We start from the raw sequence: 16195 nt of genomic DNA on the forward strand, positions 1-16195 counted from the left end.
GCTATAGCAGCACTGGCAGCAGGCGCTCTGATACTGGTGCTCGCCCAGCGCAATCGCCCGGAGCCACGCCGCGTTCGCGTTCGCGTTCGCGATCAGGAACCCATGGATCGCAGATAGATAAGGTAACCAGTTTACAGATGACAGTTAACAGTCCTAGCAGGCCCCGACTGTTAGCTGTTAGCTGTTAGCTGTTCACTTTCCCCCCCAAAGCCGGGCGGCGAGGCCGCTGGCCCGCTCGGTCCTCCTTGTAATCATCTGCTTGAGCTGCGCCTCGCGGGCGTACAGCTCGAAACCCTTGCGCGCCCGGGTGATACCGGTATAGAGCAGCTCGCGCGTCAACACCGGCGCATCCTCCGGCGGCAGCAGCAACAGGACCTGATCGAACTCGGAGCCCTGGCTCTTGTGCACCGTCATGGCGTAGACGGTTTCATGCTCGGGCATGCGGCTCGGCAGCACCGGCCGCGGAGCGCCGCCCTGATCGAACCAGACCCTGAGCTCGCCGTCGGCGTTGGGCATGGCGATGCCAATATCGCCGTTGAACAACTCCAGCGCGCGGTCGTTGCGCGTCACGATAACCGGCCGCCCCGGGTACCAGACGCCTGCCGGACGAATCAGTCCGGCATCGGCCAGCCCGCGCTCGATGCGCTCGTTGAGACCGCTGACACCATAGCGGCCCTGACGCAGCGCACTGAGCAGCTGAAAACGCCCGAATGCCCCGAGCACCGTCGCTGGCGACTGCCCCGCCGCCAGCGACGCCAGGTAGTCGCGATAGCCGGCCACGCAGCGATCGATCAGCGCCTGATAGTGCCCCTCGCCCAGGCGATGCCATACGACATCGCCGAAGCCGCCGGCCCAGACCCTGGCGCTGCCGGAAACATCGCCGGCATTGACCGCCCGCGCCAGCCGGCCGATGCCGCTATCGGCGCCAAAGCGGTAGCTGGTGCGCAGCTGCGCCAGGGCGTCCGCGATCGGCGGCGCCCCGGCATCCGCCAGCGCAGCGGCGTTCAGCGCGCAGACCTCCTGCAGATACTCCGACTGGGCGACGCCGTAGCGCAGCTCACCGGACCAGCTGCAGATATCGCCGAGCACGCTGCCAGCCTCCACCGACGCCAGCTGATCCCGGTCGCCGATCAAAATCAGCCGGGCGTGCTCCGGCAATGCCGCCATCAGCCGGGCCATCAGCGGCAAATCCACCATCGACGCCTCGTCGACCACCAGCAGATCCAGGTGCAGCGGATTGGCACTGTCGTGCCTGAAGCGCCGGCTACCCGGCACCACCCCCAGCAGACGGTGCAATGTCGAGGCTTCATCCGGAATCTGCGCCGCCACCTCCGGCGCCAGCTCGAGCCGGCCGCGCGCCGCGGCGATCGACTCGGCCATCCGCGCCGCCGCCTTGCCGGTCGGCGCCGCCAGGCGGATACGGGGCCGACGGCCGTCGGCGAGCTGCTGCTCGATATGCAGCGCCAGCAGCTTGATCACCGTGGTCGTCTTGCCGGTGCCGGGACCGCCACTGATGACCGCGAAACGGCGGCTGACGGCGACTGCCGCCGCCACCTGCTGCCAGTCCGGCTCATCACCGGTCACTGGAAACAGACGTGCCAGAGAATTGCGCACGGGGTCGCGCTGCAGCGGCACCGGCTCGCAACGCTGCAGCAGAAAGGCCGCCAGGTCGCACTCGAAGCGCCAGTAGCGATAGAGGTACAGCCGCTCCCTGTCCAGCACCAGCGGGGTTTCGGCCTCACCGCAACCGAGCACGACGCCATCGGCGGAACAGGCGTCCAGGCCGTCGCGCGCAAGCCAGGGACGCAGCCGGTCCGCCGCTTCCGGCGGCAGCCCCTCGATCAGATCCGTTACCGACGACAGCGGCAGACAAACATTGCCGCGCCCAAGTTCGAAACTGGTCAGCGCCGCCAGCAGCAATACCCGCGCATCCCGGCAACCGCCCGAGTGGTGCAGAAACCGGGCGAACTGAACGTCGAGCGACCGCAGGCCGCCGGGCACCACCGCCTGGCGAAGTTGTGTCAGAATTTCCATCAGGCAGCCTCCCCGTCTGCACCCGAGAAGAGCGCGTCGAGCGCCTCGATCAGCTCCCGTTGCGGACGACACTGGAAAACGCCCCGGCCGGTCGCGTCATCGGCGCGCATACCGCGCAGAAACAGGTAGAAAACGCCACCAAAATGACGTTCGTAGTCGTAGTCCGGCAACCGCTGGCGCAACAGCCGGTGCAGCGCCAGGGTGTAGAGCTGATACTGCAGGTCGTAACGGTGCGCGCGCATCGCCGCCGTCAGCGACTCGCCGTCGTAATCGCTGCCGTCATCCCCCAGGTGATTGGACTTGTAGTCGAGAATGTAATACCGGCCACCGGCGCGAAACACCAGGTCGATAAAGCCCTTGAGCATGCCCCGTACCCGCTCGAACTGCAGCGCTCCGGCATCACGCGACAGCGGATCGCCCTGTGCCAGCAGCCGGTTCAGCCGCGCCGCATCGAGGCCGGCCACCGGCAGCATGAACTCGAGCTCGATCAGCCGGTCGTCACGCCCGATATCGCGCAATTTCAGCCCCTGGCCGGTCAGGGGCGCGTCCAGCACATCGGCGACCAGAGACTCCAGCACCGCCTCCCAGTCCTCATCGAAGCCTTCGAGCTGCAGACGCTGCCGAATCAGCGCCTGCAGCGGTTCGCCGCGCGCGGCGGGAAAGTCGAGCTGTTCGAACAGCCCGTGCAGGAAGGTACCGGCACGGGCGCCCCGGGGAAAGGTGAAGATGCTGCGCTCTGAAGTCTGCGCCGGCGCCGTCGCCTCCGCGGCCACCTCCAGATCCAGCCCCGGCAGCTCCTGCAGATCGCGGCTGCTGCCGTGACTGCTGAGCAGGGTATAGCTGGCGATGCGCCAGTCGCGCATCAGCGGGCCCGGAAAGTGCCGGGCCTCGAGCTGTAACGCCGGCGCCTCGCGCTGGCTCAGCTCGCTGTCGTCCGCCGGCGGCGGGCACAGCCGGATACCCGGGTGCAGCGACAGCTCCTCGAGTACGCCCGGTAGCTCGTCGGCGGCCTTGCCCGCCAGCAGCAGGTAGCCGAGCGCGCTTTTGGCCAGTACGCTGGCGCGCCCGGAGCCGATGCGCAGGTCGCTGATGCCCAGGTAACAGGCGTGCACGGAACGCGTCAGGGCCACATACAGAAGCCTGAGGTCCTCCGCCAGCCGTTCCCGCTCCGCCTTTTCCTTCGCTTCCTCGCTGCCGGCCAGGTCGAACACCGGGGCTGTTGTGACGTCGTCGTGATAGAGCGCGCGGCTGGCGCTGCGGTGATTGACCGGGAAGGGCAGCAGCACCACCGGATACTCCAGGCCCTTGGACTTGTGGATGGTGATGATGGTGACCCGGTTGCGGTCGCTTTCCAGGCGCAGCTGCTGGGCATCGCCGCCGCCGGACGGGTCCAGCAGCTGCTCGCGGAAGCGGCGCATCAGCCCGGGCATGCCCTCGACCTCCTGGCTCGCTTCCTGCAGCAGCTCGGCCAGGTGCAGGAGATCCGTCAGTCGCCGCTCGCCATCGGGGCCGGCCAGCAGTCCGGCCGCCAGGTCGCGCCGCTCCAGCAGCAGGTGCACGCAGGCCAGCACACCGTAGCGACTCCAGCGCTCGTGATAGTCGATGAACTCCGCCACCAGTGCTTCCCACAGCGACTCGTCGTCGTTCAGGGCCTGCAGCGCCGCGGCATCCTGCAGCAGCAGCCCGGTCGCCAGCGCCGCCCTCAGGTAACGTTCCTGCTGCGGCTCCTGCACCGCCTGCAGGATGCGATACAGATCGAGCGCCTCCTGCGTCACGAAGACGCTGTCGCGGCCGGACTGGTACACCGATGCCACCTGACGGCGGCGCAGCGACTGCTGCACCGCTGCCGCCTCGAAGCGGTCCCGCACCAGCACCGCCAGGTCATGCGCCTCGAGCGCCCGGTCGCCGATGCGGGCATCACCATTGAGCAGGCCGACCACCTGGCTGGCGCACGCCTCGGCGAAACAGCGCAGGTAATCGTTCTTCGCCACAGGTTCCCCGGGCGCGTGCCAGAGCGTCAGCGCCGGCACCGGCTCGCCACCGAAGGTCAGGGGCTTGCCGTCCGCCTTCCCAGCCGCCTCGACCGGCAGGAAAGGAATATCCTGATCGTAGATGAAAGGCGCGTCGTGGCGCGCGAAAAGCCGGTTCACCGCGCCGATCATGGCGCTGCTCGAGCGCCAGTTGGTGCCGAGGGTATAGTGGTCCGTGACGGCGCGCCGCGCCTGAATATAGGTAAAGATATCGGCGCCACGGAAGGCGTAGATCGCCTGCTTGGGATCGCCGATCATGAACAGACCGCATTCGGGCCGGTCGCCGTAGAGGGTGCTGAAGATCCGGTACTGCAGCGGGTCCGTATCCTGGAACTCGTCGATCAGCGCCACCGGGAACTGCTCACGGATGGCCGCGGCCAGCCGGGCTCCGGCGGACGACTCCAGCGCACGCCCCAATCCCGACAGCAGGTCGTCGAAGCCAAGCAGGCGCAGCTGCTGCTTGTGCAGCGCCAGGCGCCGCCTGACCTCGCGCAGGGCTTCGCCCAGCACCAGCTCGCGCAGCGGCATCCAGCTGTCGCACAGCTGCTCGATCTCGTCGAACAGCGGATGCTGCGGCGTCACCCCTCCCTTCTTGGTTTTCTCCCGCAGTCGCCGCTGGGTGAACTTTTCCAGCACCGCGGCGAGATCGGCGTCCGGCATCACCTGCGGCGAGGCGACGTAGGCATCGATCGACGCCAGCCAGCCGGGCACCGAGGCCTTGCGATAGCTGTTGCCGTTGAGCCCGCCCGCCTGCAACAGCGCCAGCAGATCCTCCTCGCAGTCGCGCCAGGCTTGCTTGAAAGCCTCGACCCGCTGCTGCTGGCGCTGCCATTCGTCGGCCAGATCGCAGCCGGCGTAGTCGGGCTCCAGCCGCAGGCCGTCGGTGCCGAGCAGCCCGTCGACCTCGGCCAGCAAGCGTCCCGGCTCCGGCCACAGCCGCAGCACCGCCTCGGCCAGCGCCGGCGGCAGGTCGTAGATACGGCTGCGCCAGTAGTCGAGCATCGCCTCGCGCCGCAGCGGCGCCTCGTCCTGGGTCAGCTCGGTATCGAACAGGCTGCCGCTTTCGAACGCGTGCTGGCGCAGCATGCGCTGACAGAAGCCGTGGATGGTGAATATCGCCGCCTGATCCATATTGCGCGCCGCCGCCGCAAGGGTACGGGCAGCATCGGCATGATCCGGCACCGAGGCCAGCAAAGCGGCGAGCAGCGGATCCCGGGTGTCGTTGCGCACGAAGGCCTGGCGCGCCTCCTGAATACGGCGCCGGATACGGTCGCGCAGCTCTTCGGTCGCAGCCTCGGTGAAGGTCACCACCAGAATCTGATCGACATCCAGCCCACGGGGGTGACGGCTGTTCTCGTCGCCGTGTCCGAGCAGCAGACGCAGATAGAGCGCGGCGATGGTGAAGGTCTTGCCGGTACCGGCGCTGGCCTCGATCAGGCGCATGCCGTGCAGCGGGAAGGTCCCGGCGTCGAGTATCTTGGCCCGGGTCATGCCTGAACCTCCGTTTCCAGGTGATCGAGCAGCGGCGCGAACAGTGTCTCGGTCAGCACCAGCATGCGATCGCGTATGCTGTCGAAGTCGCCGTAGGCCCGGGCGATATAAGGATCGTCCCCCTCCCCCGGCTGATTGTAGCCACTGCTGAAGACGCCTTCGGCATCGCGCAGCGCCCGCTCCTTGTCGGGCTGTTTCAGCCAGGCCCAGGCACTGTTCGGCGCGAACGGCAGCGGCTCGCACAGACCCTCGCGGTAGGCCTCGAGCAACTTTGCCAGCTCCGCCTGCGCGGCTACCGGCGACAGCCGCCGGAACCCTGCGTACTGCACGCCCTTCTTGGGTTCGACGCCAAAGTAGCCGAGCTCCGCGGTGCCGGCACCGGCGCAACCGGCCAGATGCTCGATCCAGCCGAGAAAGTGGTCCCGCCCCTTGAGACCACCGGGCCGATAGCGCAGCAACCGGCTACCGCGAATGCCGTCGAGCCAGCCGGTCAGCCGCGTGCCGTCGATCTCCAGGTCCAGTTCCGCGCGCAGGGCCGGGCCCTGCAGTTGCGGAATCAGCGCCTGCGCCAGCGGTGCCACCTCGGCGCTGAGCTGGCGATACAGCCGGTCTCCGGCGGTGCCGACCGGCAAGCCACCTTCGGCGCGCAACCGCGCGGCCAGCGCTTCGGGGTCGCGGCCATCCAGCTGCGCCGCCAGTATGCGCGCCCGCAGGCCGAAGCTTTCCAGGTTGTCGAGCACGAACGGCTCCTCGTCGAGGGCATCGGCGGCCAGGTCGCGAAAACTGACCCGCAAGCGGCGCTGGAAAAAGTGCCGGCTGGGATTGCGGAAAAACGCCAGCAGCTCTTCGAGCTCCAGTGTCGCGACGGTTTCCGGCGCCAGCGGTGCGGCGCAGAAAGGCCGTTCCCCGGCCGCGGCGGCACCGGCGGCGGGCAGCCACTGCGCGGCGTAACTGAACAGCTGCGGCGTACGGCCGTCGAAATAGCGTTCGCTGTAGGCGGTCAGCGGATGCTCCACGGTCAGCCGCGCGCGCAGGCTGTCGGCGCTTTGATCGGGGGGCAGCGTCTCGTCGCCGGGGATGACGAACCCCTGGGTGCAGTATTCCAGCAGTTCGCTGACCAGCACCGAAGGAACACGCTCGCGATTGTCCTGGATGGAGCGGCCGACAAAACTGATATAGAGCAGTTCCCGCGCCGACAGCAGCGCCTCGAGAAACAGGTAGCGGTCGTCGTCGCGCCGCGAGCGGTCGCCACGACGGGGATGGCGGGCAATCAGATCGAAACCCATCGGCGGCAGCGTGCGCGGATAGACGCCATCGTTCATGCCCAGCAGGCAGACGACGCGAAACGGAATCGAACGCATCGGCATCAGGGTGCAGAAATTCAGCGCGCCTATCATGAACCGCTGACCGCTGAGCTCGCCCGACAGCGCCTGGCTCAGGTAGTCCACCAGAATCTCGGCGTGCAGCGGCTCGTCGCGACCGGCATCCGCAAGTTCCAGCGCCAGCGACTCCAGTACCCGCCGCACCTGCGACAGCGCCACCTCATCCTGCTCGTCGGGCTCGTAGCAGCACGCCAGAAGGCGGTTGATTTCGATGACCCAGTCGGCCACCCGGCGCTCGCCGCGGAACAGTACACAGGCCTCTTCGAGCAGATCGATGAAGTCGGCCAGCGCACCCAGCAGTGTCGCATCCAGCCCCTCGATTTCGCTGTACGGCGCCAGTTGCTGCCACAACCCTTCGCCGTCGCCGAGAGCGAAGCCCGCCAGCATGCGGCGCAGGCCAAAGCGCCAACTGTTCTGCTCGAACGGCGGCAACCCGAGGGATTCGCGCTGTCCGGCATCGAGCCCCCAGCGCACGCCCGCCTGCTCGATCCAGCCGCGCAGGCGCTCGAAAGCCGCTTCGTCGAGCCCGAACCGTCGCAGCGTTGCCGGAACTTCCAGCAGGTCCAGCACATCGGCCACCCGCAGCCGGCTCTGAGGCAACTGCAGCAGCGTCAGGAAGCCCTGCAGCAGCGGGCTCTCCTGCTCCAGCGAGCGGTCCGAAATCGAGTACGGAATGCGCCGCCCGGGCGGCGCGCTGCCGAACACCGCCTCGATATGGGGCGCGTATGCAGCCACGTCCGGCATCATCACGATGATGTCCCGTGGCGTCAGCTGCGGATCGGCATCGAGCAGCGCCAGCAAGCGATCGTGCAGTACTTCGAGCTCGCGCAGAGGACTGTGACAGCTGTGCAGCTGCAGCGAGTGGTCGCCCTCTTGGAGCGGCGTTTTCCAGCTCGAGTCCCGGGCACCATCGGGCTCGAGGCTGCGGTCCTCGAGCTCGAGAATATCGCGCTGGATCCGCCCCAGCAGGCTGTCCGGCTCGCCCAGGACCTCGCCCGGCAACTCGAAAAAGTCGAATCCCGGCAGATCCATGTCCTGCAGCTGATGCAGATAGTCGCGACCGAGCTTGCCCATCGACGCCAGCAGCGGATTGCCGCTCTCGAGATAGTCTGCGGCCCCGGGCTCGCGTACGCCGAACAGACGTCGGCTGAGTTTTGCAAGGTAGGCCGGATCGACGATATCGCCCCAGTAGTGGCGGCAGGGGTTGAGGATCATCAGATGAACCTCGATGCGTTGCCCGAGCGCCTTCAGCGCCTGCAGATAGGTCTGCGGCAAGGCCGAGATGCCGAACACGAACAGCCGCTCGGGCAGCTTGCCGGCGGGCGCCTGGTGCAACGCCGCCACGAAGGCGTCCATCATATTGGCGCGGTGCCAGCCCGGCTGGCCAAGCGCATCGGTGCGCGACTGCAGCGCCCGCCACAGCAGCGGCTGCCAGGCCTGATCGCCAAGCGCCGGGGCGATGGCGTCGCCACGGCTCCAGGCATCGATCCAGTCGGGTCGGTAAACCAGGTACTGGTCGAAGATATCGGCGATCTTGCCGCACAGCTGATAGCGCTTGAAGCCGGTTTCGTCCTGCTCCAGGTAGTGGCGCAGCGGCGCGAACTCCGGCTCGTGCAGCATCCGGGGCAAAAGCCCCATCAGCTTCCAGGTCATTGCCTCCTTGCGATACGCCGAACGCTCCGGCACCTCGGGCAGTAGCCGGGCGAAGCTGTCCCACAGAAAGGTCGCGGGCAACGGAAACTCAAGGCTCGAGGCGATGCCGAGCCCCGCCGCCAGTTCGAGCTTGAGCCACTGCGCCATGCCGGGGCTCTGCACCAGAATCTGCTCGTCGCGAAACGGATCCGGCAGCGGATCGCGCTCAATCAGCAGAACCAGCAGATCCTTGAGGTTGGTCAGCGAGTGGGAATGGTAAATGTTGAGCATGTCCTGTCCCTGGGCTATCACCCGGATGAAGTCATCCGGCTGTCGCAATCGGGTGCTAGATTATCGGCCTCACCTTTACGGAGGATCTTGTCATGCATCCGCAAATTGTTACCTCGACGCCGCACCAGCCGCTGCACGGCCTGTCAGGCGAACGCCGGCGCCGTCGCATCCGCCTGCTGGAGAAGGCCCGCCAGCTGCGTCGTCTCGCACGCACCGAGGCCGACCTCTGGCTGGCGGAGCAGTATGAAGCCGCGGCGGCCCTCCTCTAGGAGCCGCCTCCGGGCCCGGCGCCCGAGGCTCCGTCATCGTCAGCAAGGTCTGCCGGCTTGACCGGAACGAACTCGCCGAAACCGGCTTCAAGTGTCCAGAGCGTGCGCCCCTGCTCCACCTTGATCACGCCATCGAACCGCTGGCGCAGATAATCGACCGCCTCCTCGAAGGTTTCGATATCGCACAGGATCACCCCGCCACGACCGTTTTCGGTACTGAACAGATAACTTTTCATCAGGTCCTCCTAGGCCCGGCATCATCGCACAAAGCCAGCGGCGGTTTAACCCGAAAATCACCCGCCAAGGTCCGGTATTCGCATCGCCGGGGGACAGGGTGGACTTCCTGCCTCTGCGTCGTTAGACTGACGCAATGCAAACGATTGCACCAACCGAATACCGAGCAATCCGACGACCCAAAGGCATTCCGACGGAACCCCCGTCGCGACCGCCGTTTCGTTGAAGCGACATTATTTTTGTGAAATTTACGAAAATAAGCTTTCGACAGGTTAAGCATCCGACAGGTTGTTGCTATTCTAGCCAGCAATTCGCCCTATACGGTCGCCCTGCAGCCCTCCTCACGACTCGCTGCTGCCAATTTGCGACCGACTGCGGCTCCAGATTTCTGCAACTGCACGTTTGAGGTAAAACATGAACAAGAAAGTCGTCATCGTCGGCGGTGGTGCGGGAGGCCTGGAACTGGCCACCCGCCTCGGCCGCCGCCATGGCCGCAAGGGACTCGAGGTCACGCTCGTCGACCGCAACCAGACACACCTGTGGAAGCCGCTGCTGCACGAGGTCGCCACCGGCTCGCTGGACGCCGGTATCGATGAACTCAGCTATCGCGCCCAGGCCAGTAACAATCACTTCCAGTTTCGCACCGGAACCTTGCAGGGCCTCGACCGCGAACGCCGCCAGGTATACCTGGCGCCGGTGACCGATGCCGAAGGCAACGAGATCCTGCCGCGCCGCGCGCTGGACTACGACCTGCTGGTGCTGAGCATCGGCAGTGTCACCAACGACTTCGGCACGCCCGGCGCCGCCGAGCACTGCGTCTTCCTCGACAGCCGCCATCAGGCGGAGCACTTCCGCCAGCAGCTGCTGCAGGCCTATCTGCGCTCCAGCAGCAGTCCCACGCCGCTGAGAATCGCCATCGTCGGGGCCGGTGCTACCGGCGTCGAGCTGTCGGCGGAGCTGTTCAACACCGCCCGCGAACTCACCAGCTACGGCTTCGAGAACGCCGATATCCACCCGCTGGAGGTTTCGCTGATCGAAGCCGGGCCGCGCATTCTGCCGGCGCTGCCGGAGCGTATCGCCGGCGCCGCGCGCCATGAGCTGGAACAACTCGGTGTAAGCGTGCGTTCGGCGACCCGCATCCGCGAAGTCACCGCCGAGGGCCTGATCACCGCTGAAGACGAACTGATCGAAGCGGATCTGATGGTCTGGGCCGCCGGTATCAAGGCACCACCGGTCACCCGCGAACTCGACGGTCTGGAGATCAACGGCCGCAACCAGCTGGTGGTGACGCCGAGCCTGCGCACCACTTTGGACGCGAACATCTTCGCCCTGGGCGACTGCGCCGCCTGCCCGATGGCGGACGGCGGCAACGTGCCGCCCCGCGCCCAGTCGGCCCACCAGATGGCGTCGCATCTGTACAAGCATATCCGCGCCATGCTCGACGGCCAGGAGATTCCGGCCTACGAGTACCGCGACCACGGCTCGCTGGTGTCGCTGAGCCGCTTCAGCACCGTCGGCAGCCTGATGGGCAACCTGACCCGCGGCAGCATGATGATCGAGGGCCGCCTGGCCAGGCTGGTCTACATTTCGCTTTACCGCATGCACCAGATGGCGCTCTACGGCGTGACCAAGACCGTACTGGTGACGCTGGTCGATCGCATCAACCGGGTCATTCGCCCGCGCCTCAAGCTGCACTGAACAGTGCGGCGTTTCGCCCTGACCGGCACCTCCGGGTGCCTTTCGGGGCGAAACCTCACACCAGGCCGCCGCCCTCGTGGCTGCGCCCGCCCGCCAATTGCGCCGCTTCCAACCTTGTGCGAGTATCGGGAACAGGCCCACCGATGATTTCCTCGAGGCGCCGAGCGGATCCGACCGGCCGTTGCGGCCGCTCAGGTGACCCGTCAACTCCCCGCAACAAGGACTCCGGAGTTCGACCATGTTCCAATCGCTATCGACGCTGACGTCGCTGGTACAGGAAATATCCCGCGCCGAGAATGCGATCGCGGCGATGCATCAGATCGTCATCAAGCTCACCGAGATTTTCGAGGTGCCGGTGTGCAGCCTGTACCTCAAGTCGGCATCGCAGCAACGGCTGGTTCTGGCCGCCACCGAGGGGCTGGCGCCGGACTCGGTCGGCCGTGTCAGCCTGGCGTTGAACGAGGGTCTGGTCGGCAAGATCGGCCGCACGCTGCACCCGCTCAACCTTGCCGACGCCCCGACGCACGACAAGTTCGTCTATATCCCGGAAACGCACGAGGCGCCTTATCATCAGTTCATGGGCGTGCCACTGATACACCTGCGCGAGCTGATCGGCGTACTGGTGATCCAGGGTACGGTGCAGGAAAAGTTCAGCCGTGAGGCCGAAGCCTTCATGGTGACCATCGCCAGCCAGCTGGCAGGCACACTGCAGTCGATTCAGCGCTCCGGCGACTGGCTGCCGCAGGGACCGACGGCATTCGAGCACAACCGTCATGCCGGCGTACGCGCAGCCCCGGGGATTGCCTGCGGCCATCTCGAGGTGTTGCACCTCAATCTCAGCCTGCAGGACATTACCGAGGAGCGCAGTACCGACGCCGAGGCGGAACTCGCGCGCTTCGATACCGCCGTCGAACGGCTGGAAGAGGAACTGACCCTGGGCGCGTCACGCCTGGGCGACAATCTGCCGTCCGACGTGTCGAACCTGTTCGCGGTCTACCTGATGATGCTGCAGAGCCCGGAGCTGCGCGATGCCGTGGTTCGGCACATCCGCCTGGGCTCCACCGCTCCCTGGGCGCTGCGCGAGAGCAGCCGGGAGCTGGCCGCGCATTTCGACAACGCCGAAGACCCCTACATACGCGCCCGCGGCGAGGATATCCGCAATATCGGCAACCGCCTGCTGCGGCACATGCTGAGCAAAAAGCCCCTCGGCAACGGCAATGAACGTCGCGACCTGCTGCTGGCCGGCGACCTGATCAGCATCGCCGACCTTTCGGTCTACCATCCCGAGCAGATCAAGGGCATCATCTGCACCGGCGGGTCGGCGCTGTCGCACACCGGCATCGTCGCCAACGCCCTCGGCATTCCGGCGGTGATGGGCGTTACCGGGCTGGACCTGAAAAATCACGACGGCCAGCTGGCGATCATCGACGGCTATCGCGGCGAATGCATCACCACGCCGTCCGACGCCATGATCAACGAGTATCGCCGCCTGCAGAGCGCCGACGAGCAGTTCATCGACCAGCTCGCGAGCCTGCGCGATCTGCCCGCCGAAACCCTCGACGGCGTGCGCGTCCAGCTGCTGACCAACACCGGCCTGCTGGCCGACGTCACCCCCGGACGCAAGAACGGCGCCGAAGGCGTCGGCCTCTACCGCTCGGAAATCCCCTTCATGCTGCACGAGAGCTTCCCCACCGAAGACGAGCAGTACGAGGTCTACCGCCAGGTGCTGGACGCCTACGCGCCGCTGCCGGTATCGATGCGCACCCTCGATATCGGCGGCGACAAACAGCTGCCCTATTTCGAAATCCGCGAGGAAAACCCCTTTCTCGGCTGGCGCGGCATCCGCTTCACCTTGGACAACACCTCGCTGCTGGTGACGCAGCTGCGCGCCATGCTGCGGGCCAACGCCGAAATCGGCAACCTGCGACTGCTGATTCCGATGGTCAGCCGGGTCGACGAACTGCAGACCTTCATGCATATCGTCGAGGACACCCTGGAGGAGCTGGCGTCGGAAGACTGTCCGGTCGCACGCCCGCCGATCGGCATGATGGTGGAGGTCCCCTCGGCGCTGCTGCTGCTGCCACGCATGCTGCCGCTGGTGGACTTCGTGTCGATCGGCTCCAACGACCTGACCCAGTACCTGCTGGCGGTCGATCGCAACAACCCCAAGGTCGCGGCACTGTTCGACAACCTCAACCCGGCGATGCTGGTGGCGCTCGAGCAGATCGTCAGCCACTGCGAGGCCAGCGGCACCCCGCTGTCGCTGTGCGGCGAGATGGCGGCCGACCCGGCGGCGGTCCTGCTGCTGGTGGGACTGGGACTGCGCACCCTAAGCCTCAGCGCGCACAGTATTCCCAAGATCAAGTGGCTGATACGGTCGATCGAGAGCAGCTCCGCCCGCAATCTGCTGCAGCGGGCGCTGCAGTTCAACAACGAGGCCGAGATCCGCGAACTGCTCGGCGCCGAACTCAGGCGCCTGGGTTTGAAGAACCTCACAGGACCCGAGCCGGGCTAGCGACTGAGGCGTTTTCGCAATCGCTGAAGTCGCGCCCACTGGCATGCGCACGTGCCAATGAATGCTGTACAGACGGTGTAAAAGCACCGACACTTTCGCAAGGAACCTGCGAACAGATCCCATCGGGTCTCTTCGCGCCCATCAGGCCTCATTGCGGGCACGTTCGCAGGCTCCCCAATACCCGTCAGTGTACCGGAGCCATGGATGCAGACCCTGACCGAAAACCAGATTCTCGAACGTATTCACAGTCGCACTCCGTTCAACGCCCGTCTTCGCGATGGTTCGCTCTGCATCCGCGTCGACGAATATCTGCCGCTGATCTGCACCGCCTTCCACGCCGGCACCCGGCTGCAGGCCGACAGCCAGGCGCGCCTGGCCATCGATGACAGCCAGCGCATGCAGCTCGAGGACCGCGGCAGCGACTGGCTCATCGAGCTGATGCCGATCACCCTGTGCGCCCAGGATTCCCGCCTCGAGTACGACCTCGGCCAGCCGCTGAAAAAATCCCTGCGCAGCGAGATCAGCGGGCTGCCGCTATGGCAGCGTCCGCCAACCAAGACCATGCATCGGCGCGGCGAGGAGCGGCACCAGCGCATCTACCGCATTCTCGACGCACTGCTATGGGCGCTGGAAGAGGATCATCGCCACGTGGTGCTGTTCGATATCCACAGCTGCCCGTTCGAGGAGATGCGCGATGGCCAGAACAAGATCAACATCGCCGTCGACGATATCGAGGGCGATCAGTGGCAACCGCTGCTCAAGCGCCTGCAGCGACGCCTTGGCGAGATCGAACTGCCGAACCTCGCCAATCGCGTCAGCTTCGGCGAACGCCAGCACGGCGGCGGTTACACCGCCAGCCATGTCAGCGAACATCACGGCAGCGCCCTGACCATACCGATCGAGATCCAGAAAGTGTTTCTCGACCCCGGCAGCGGCCAGCCCTACCCGATGGTCGTCAATGCCCTGCAGCACGGGCTGCACGAGGTGCTGTTCGAAACCACCGCCGACGCCAGCCGCACCTTTCCCGGCCGCTCGCTCAGACGCAACGATCTGTTGCCGGCGGAACTGCCGCCCGAGGTGCTGCTGGTCGACCGCGAACTCAAGAAGCTCGCCCGCGGACTGGAAACGCTGCTCTACATCAACCCGATCAACATGCCCGGCGAGCAGCGCCGCTTTCTCAAATCCCAGGGGCGCCAGGCGCCGCGCTTTCGCTACCGGCAGCTGCGCATCGACCCCTACGCCCACCGCGAAAAACTCTACCGCCTGCCGGTCGACGCCATCCGCGATCCCTCGCTGCGCCAGCTCTACCGCCAGGTCATCGACGCCCTCGCCGAGCGCATCGACCTGCTGGTGAGCATCGGCACCGACAGTTTTCTCTACAACTCACTGCGCTATTACGGCGAACCGACGCCGGGCGAACTGGCCAACGCCCGCTTCCTGCTGCACGCCGCCGACCGCCCCGAGGAGCTCAACGGCGAGGAACTCAACTCCAAGGAGATGGTGCCCCGCTTCCAGCAGCTGGCCAACGACTGGGGGCTGAAGTGCAAGGTCGAGCTGTCCGACCGCCTGGTCGCCGCGGCGATGGTGAACAACGGCCGCAAGGCACTGCTGGTACGCCGCTCCGCGAAGGTCTCGCCGGTGGAGCTTCACGCCCTGGCGCATCACGAGCTGGGGGTGCACATGACCACCTCGCTCAACGCCAAGCTGCAACCGCTGGAGGTATTTTCCCTGGGACTGCCCGGCGCCACCCATACCCAGGAGGGGCTGGCGATCTTCAGCGAGTACCTGTCCGGCAACCTCACGCTCAAGCGTCTGCAGAGCCTGGCGTTACGGGTGATCTCCGTCGACCTGATGATCCGCTATGGCGATTTCTGCCGCACCTGGCGCACCCTGGTGGAGGACTACGACGTCGACCGGGAGGAAGCCTTCCGCATCTGCACCCGCGTCCATCGCGGCGGCGGGTTCACCAAGGACCATCTCTATCTCAGCGGTTTCCGCGACGCCCTGCAGCTTTATCGCAGCCGCGATATCCGCGGCCTGTTCATCGGCAAGACCGGCTTCGAGTTCATCGACCTGATCGACGACCTGCTGGCCCGGGAACTGCTGACGCCGCCGAAGCACCTGCCGATCTGCCTCGAGCAGCCGGGCCAGTCCGCGCCGGAACTCGATTACCTGGTGTCCTGCATACGCTGACTTCGACGGTCGGTGAGGCGGATGGAGCACGCGATGCAGGAGCGGACCCAACATCCGTGCCCACCGAATCCAATCAACCTGCAGCGCATAGTCATGCTTTTGTAGGTTGGGTCCAGCGACGAAGTCGCGTAACCCAACGCCCGCTCTGCCACCTGAAACGAATCGATCTGCTATACGATCGATATGATGGGGTGCGCATAGTCATGCTTTTGTAGGTTGGGTCCAGCGACGAAGTCGCGTAACCCAACGCCCGCTCTGCCACCTGAAACGAATCGATCTGCTATACGATCGATATGACGGGGTGCGCATAGTCATGCTTATGTAGGTTGGGTCCAGCGACGAAGTCGCGTAACCCAACGCCCGCTCTGCCACCTGAAACGAATCGATCTGCGATACGATCGATATGACGGGGTGCGCATAGTCATG

Annotated in this window: 8 protein-coding genes; 4 read left to right on the top strand and 4 right to left on the bottom strand. The window is 65.9% G+C overall.

Annotation, left to right across the window (positions count from 1 at the left end; translation table 11 throughout):
* Nucleotides 1–192: 192 nt before the first annotated feature.
* Genes recD through recC form a run of 3 tightly spaced genes read right to left on the bottom strand, consistent with a single transcriptional unit; the run spans nucleotide 193 to nucleotide 8860 of the window.
* A complete protein-coding gene (gene recD, locus IEX85_RS09880; protein WP_188860412.1) occupies nucleotides 193–2034 on the bottom strand; it encodes an exodeoxyribonuclease V subunit alpha in 1842 nt (613 codons plus the stop codon).
* Nucleotides 2034–5555: an exodeoxyribonuclease V subunit beta gene (gene recB / locus IEX85_RS09885; RefSeq protein ID WP_188860413.1), complete on the bottom strand. Its 3522-nt coding sequence runs from the start codon at nucleotides 5553–5555 to the stop codon at nucleotides 2034–2036. The genes recD and recB overlap by 1 nt, the downstream gene beginning before the upstream one ends.
* Nucleotides 5552–8860: an exodeoxyribonuclease V subunit gamma gene (gene recC / locus IEX85_RS09890; protein WP_188860414.1), complete on the bottom strand. Its 3309-nt coding sequence runs from the start codon at nucleotides 8858–8860 to the stop codon at nucleotides 5552–5554. The genes recB and recC overlap by 4 nt, the downstream gene beginning before the upstream one ends.
* A 92-nt stretch (nucleotides 8861–8952) precedes the next feature.
* Here recC and IEX85_RS09895 point away from each other — a divergent pair, with 92 nt between their 5' ends.
* Nucleotides 8953–9129, top strand: a complete 177-nt coding sequence (locus tag IEX85_RS09895; protein ID WP_188860415.1) for a hypothetical protein — start codon at nucleotides 8953–8955, stop codon at nucleotides 9127–9129.
* Here the strand turns inward: IEX85_RS09895 and IEX85_RS09900 are convergent.
* Nucleotides 9126–9365, bottom strand: coding sequence for a hypothetical protein (locus IEX85_RS09900; RefSeq protein ID WP_188860416.1), 240 nt, complete (start codon nucleotides 9363–9365; stop codon nucleotides 9126–9128). The genes IEX85_RS09895 and IEX85_RS09900 overlap by 4 nt on opposite strands.
* 412 nt (nucleotides 9366–9777) lie before the next feature.
* On the opposite strand from IEX85_RS09900, the gene IEX85_RS09905 reads away from it, so the two are divergent.
* The 3 genes from IEX85_RS09905 to IEX85_RS09915 all read left to right on the top strand — a co-directional run bounded on the left by IEX85_RS09905 (nucleotide 9778) and on the right by IEX85_RS09915 (nucleotide 15769).
* A complete protein-coding gene (locus IEX85_RS09905; protein ID WP_188860417.1) occupies nucleotides 9778–11061 on the top strand; it encodes an NAD(P)/FAD-dependent oxidoreductase in 1284 nt (427 codons plus the stop codon).
* 238 nt (nucleotides 11062–11299) lie between these two features.
* Nucleotides 11300–13576, top strand: coding sequence for a phosphoenolpyruvate--protein phosphotransferase (gene ptsP, locus IEX85_RS09910; RefSeq protein WP_188860418.1), 2277 nt, complete (start codon nucleotides 11300–11302; stop codon nucleotides 13574–13576).
* Nucleotides 13577–13780: 204 nt separating this feature from the next.
* Nucleotides 13781–15769 carry a flavohemoglobin expression-modulating QEGLA motif protein gene (locus tag IEX85_RS09915; protein WP_188860419.1) on the top strand — a complete coding sequence of 663 codons (1989 nt, stop codon included), beginning with the start codon at nucleotides 13781–13783 and terminating at the stop codon, nucleotides 15767–15769.
* Nucleotides 15770–16195: the final 426 nt, after the last annotated feature.

Source organism: Marinobacterium nitratireducens (genome assembly GCF_014645375.1).
Taxonomy (GTDB): Bacteria; Pseudomonadota; Gammaproteobacteria; order Pseudomonadales; family Balneatricaceae; genus Marinobacterium_A; species Marinobacterium_A nitratireducens.

What these genes read in the sequence shown, in the direction of transcription:
- IEX85_RS09905 (WP_188860417.1), top strand. Translation starts at nt 9,778, where the DNA reads ATGAACAAGAAAGTCGTCATCGTCGGCGGTGGTGCGGGAGGCCTGGAA.
- recB (WP_188860413.1), bottom strand. Translation starts at nt 5,555, where the DNA reads ATGACCCGGGCCAAGATACTCGACGCCGGGACCTTCCCGCTGCACGGC.
- IEX85_RS09895 (WP_188860415.1), top strand. Translation starts at nt 8,953, where the DNA reads ATGCATCCGCAAATTGTTACCTCGACGCCGCACCAGCCGCTGCACGGC.
- recC (WP_188860414.1), bottom strand. Translation starts at nt 8,860, where the DNA reads ATGCTCAACATTTACCATTCCCACTCGCTGACCAACCTCAAGGATCTG.
- IEX85_RS09900 (WP_188860416.1), bottom strand. Translation starts at nt 9,365, where the DNA reads ATGAAAAGTTATCTGTTCAGTACCGAAAACGGTCGTGGCGGGGTGATC.
- ptsP (WP_188860418.1), top strand. Translation starts at nt 11,300, where the DNA reads ATGTTCCAATCGCTATCGACGCTGACGTCGCTGGTACAGGAAATATCC.
- recD (WP_188860412.1), bottom strand. Translation starts at nt 2,034, where the DNA reads ATGGAAATTCTGACACAACTTCGCCAGGCGGTGGTGCCCGGCGGCCTG.
- IEX85_RS09915 (WP_188860419.1), top strand. Translation starts at nt 13,781, where the DNA reads ATGCAGACCCTGACCGAAAACCAGATTCTCGAACGTATTCACAGTCGC.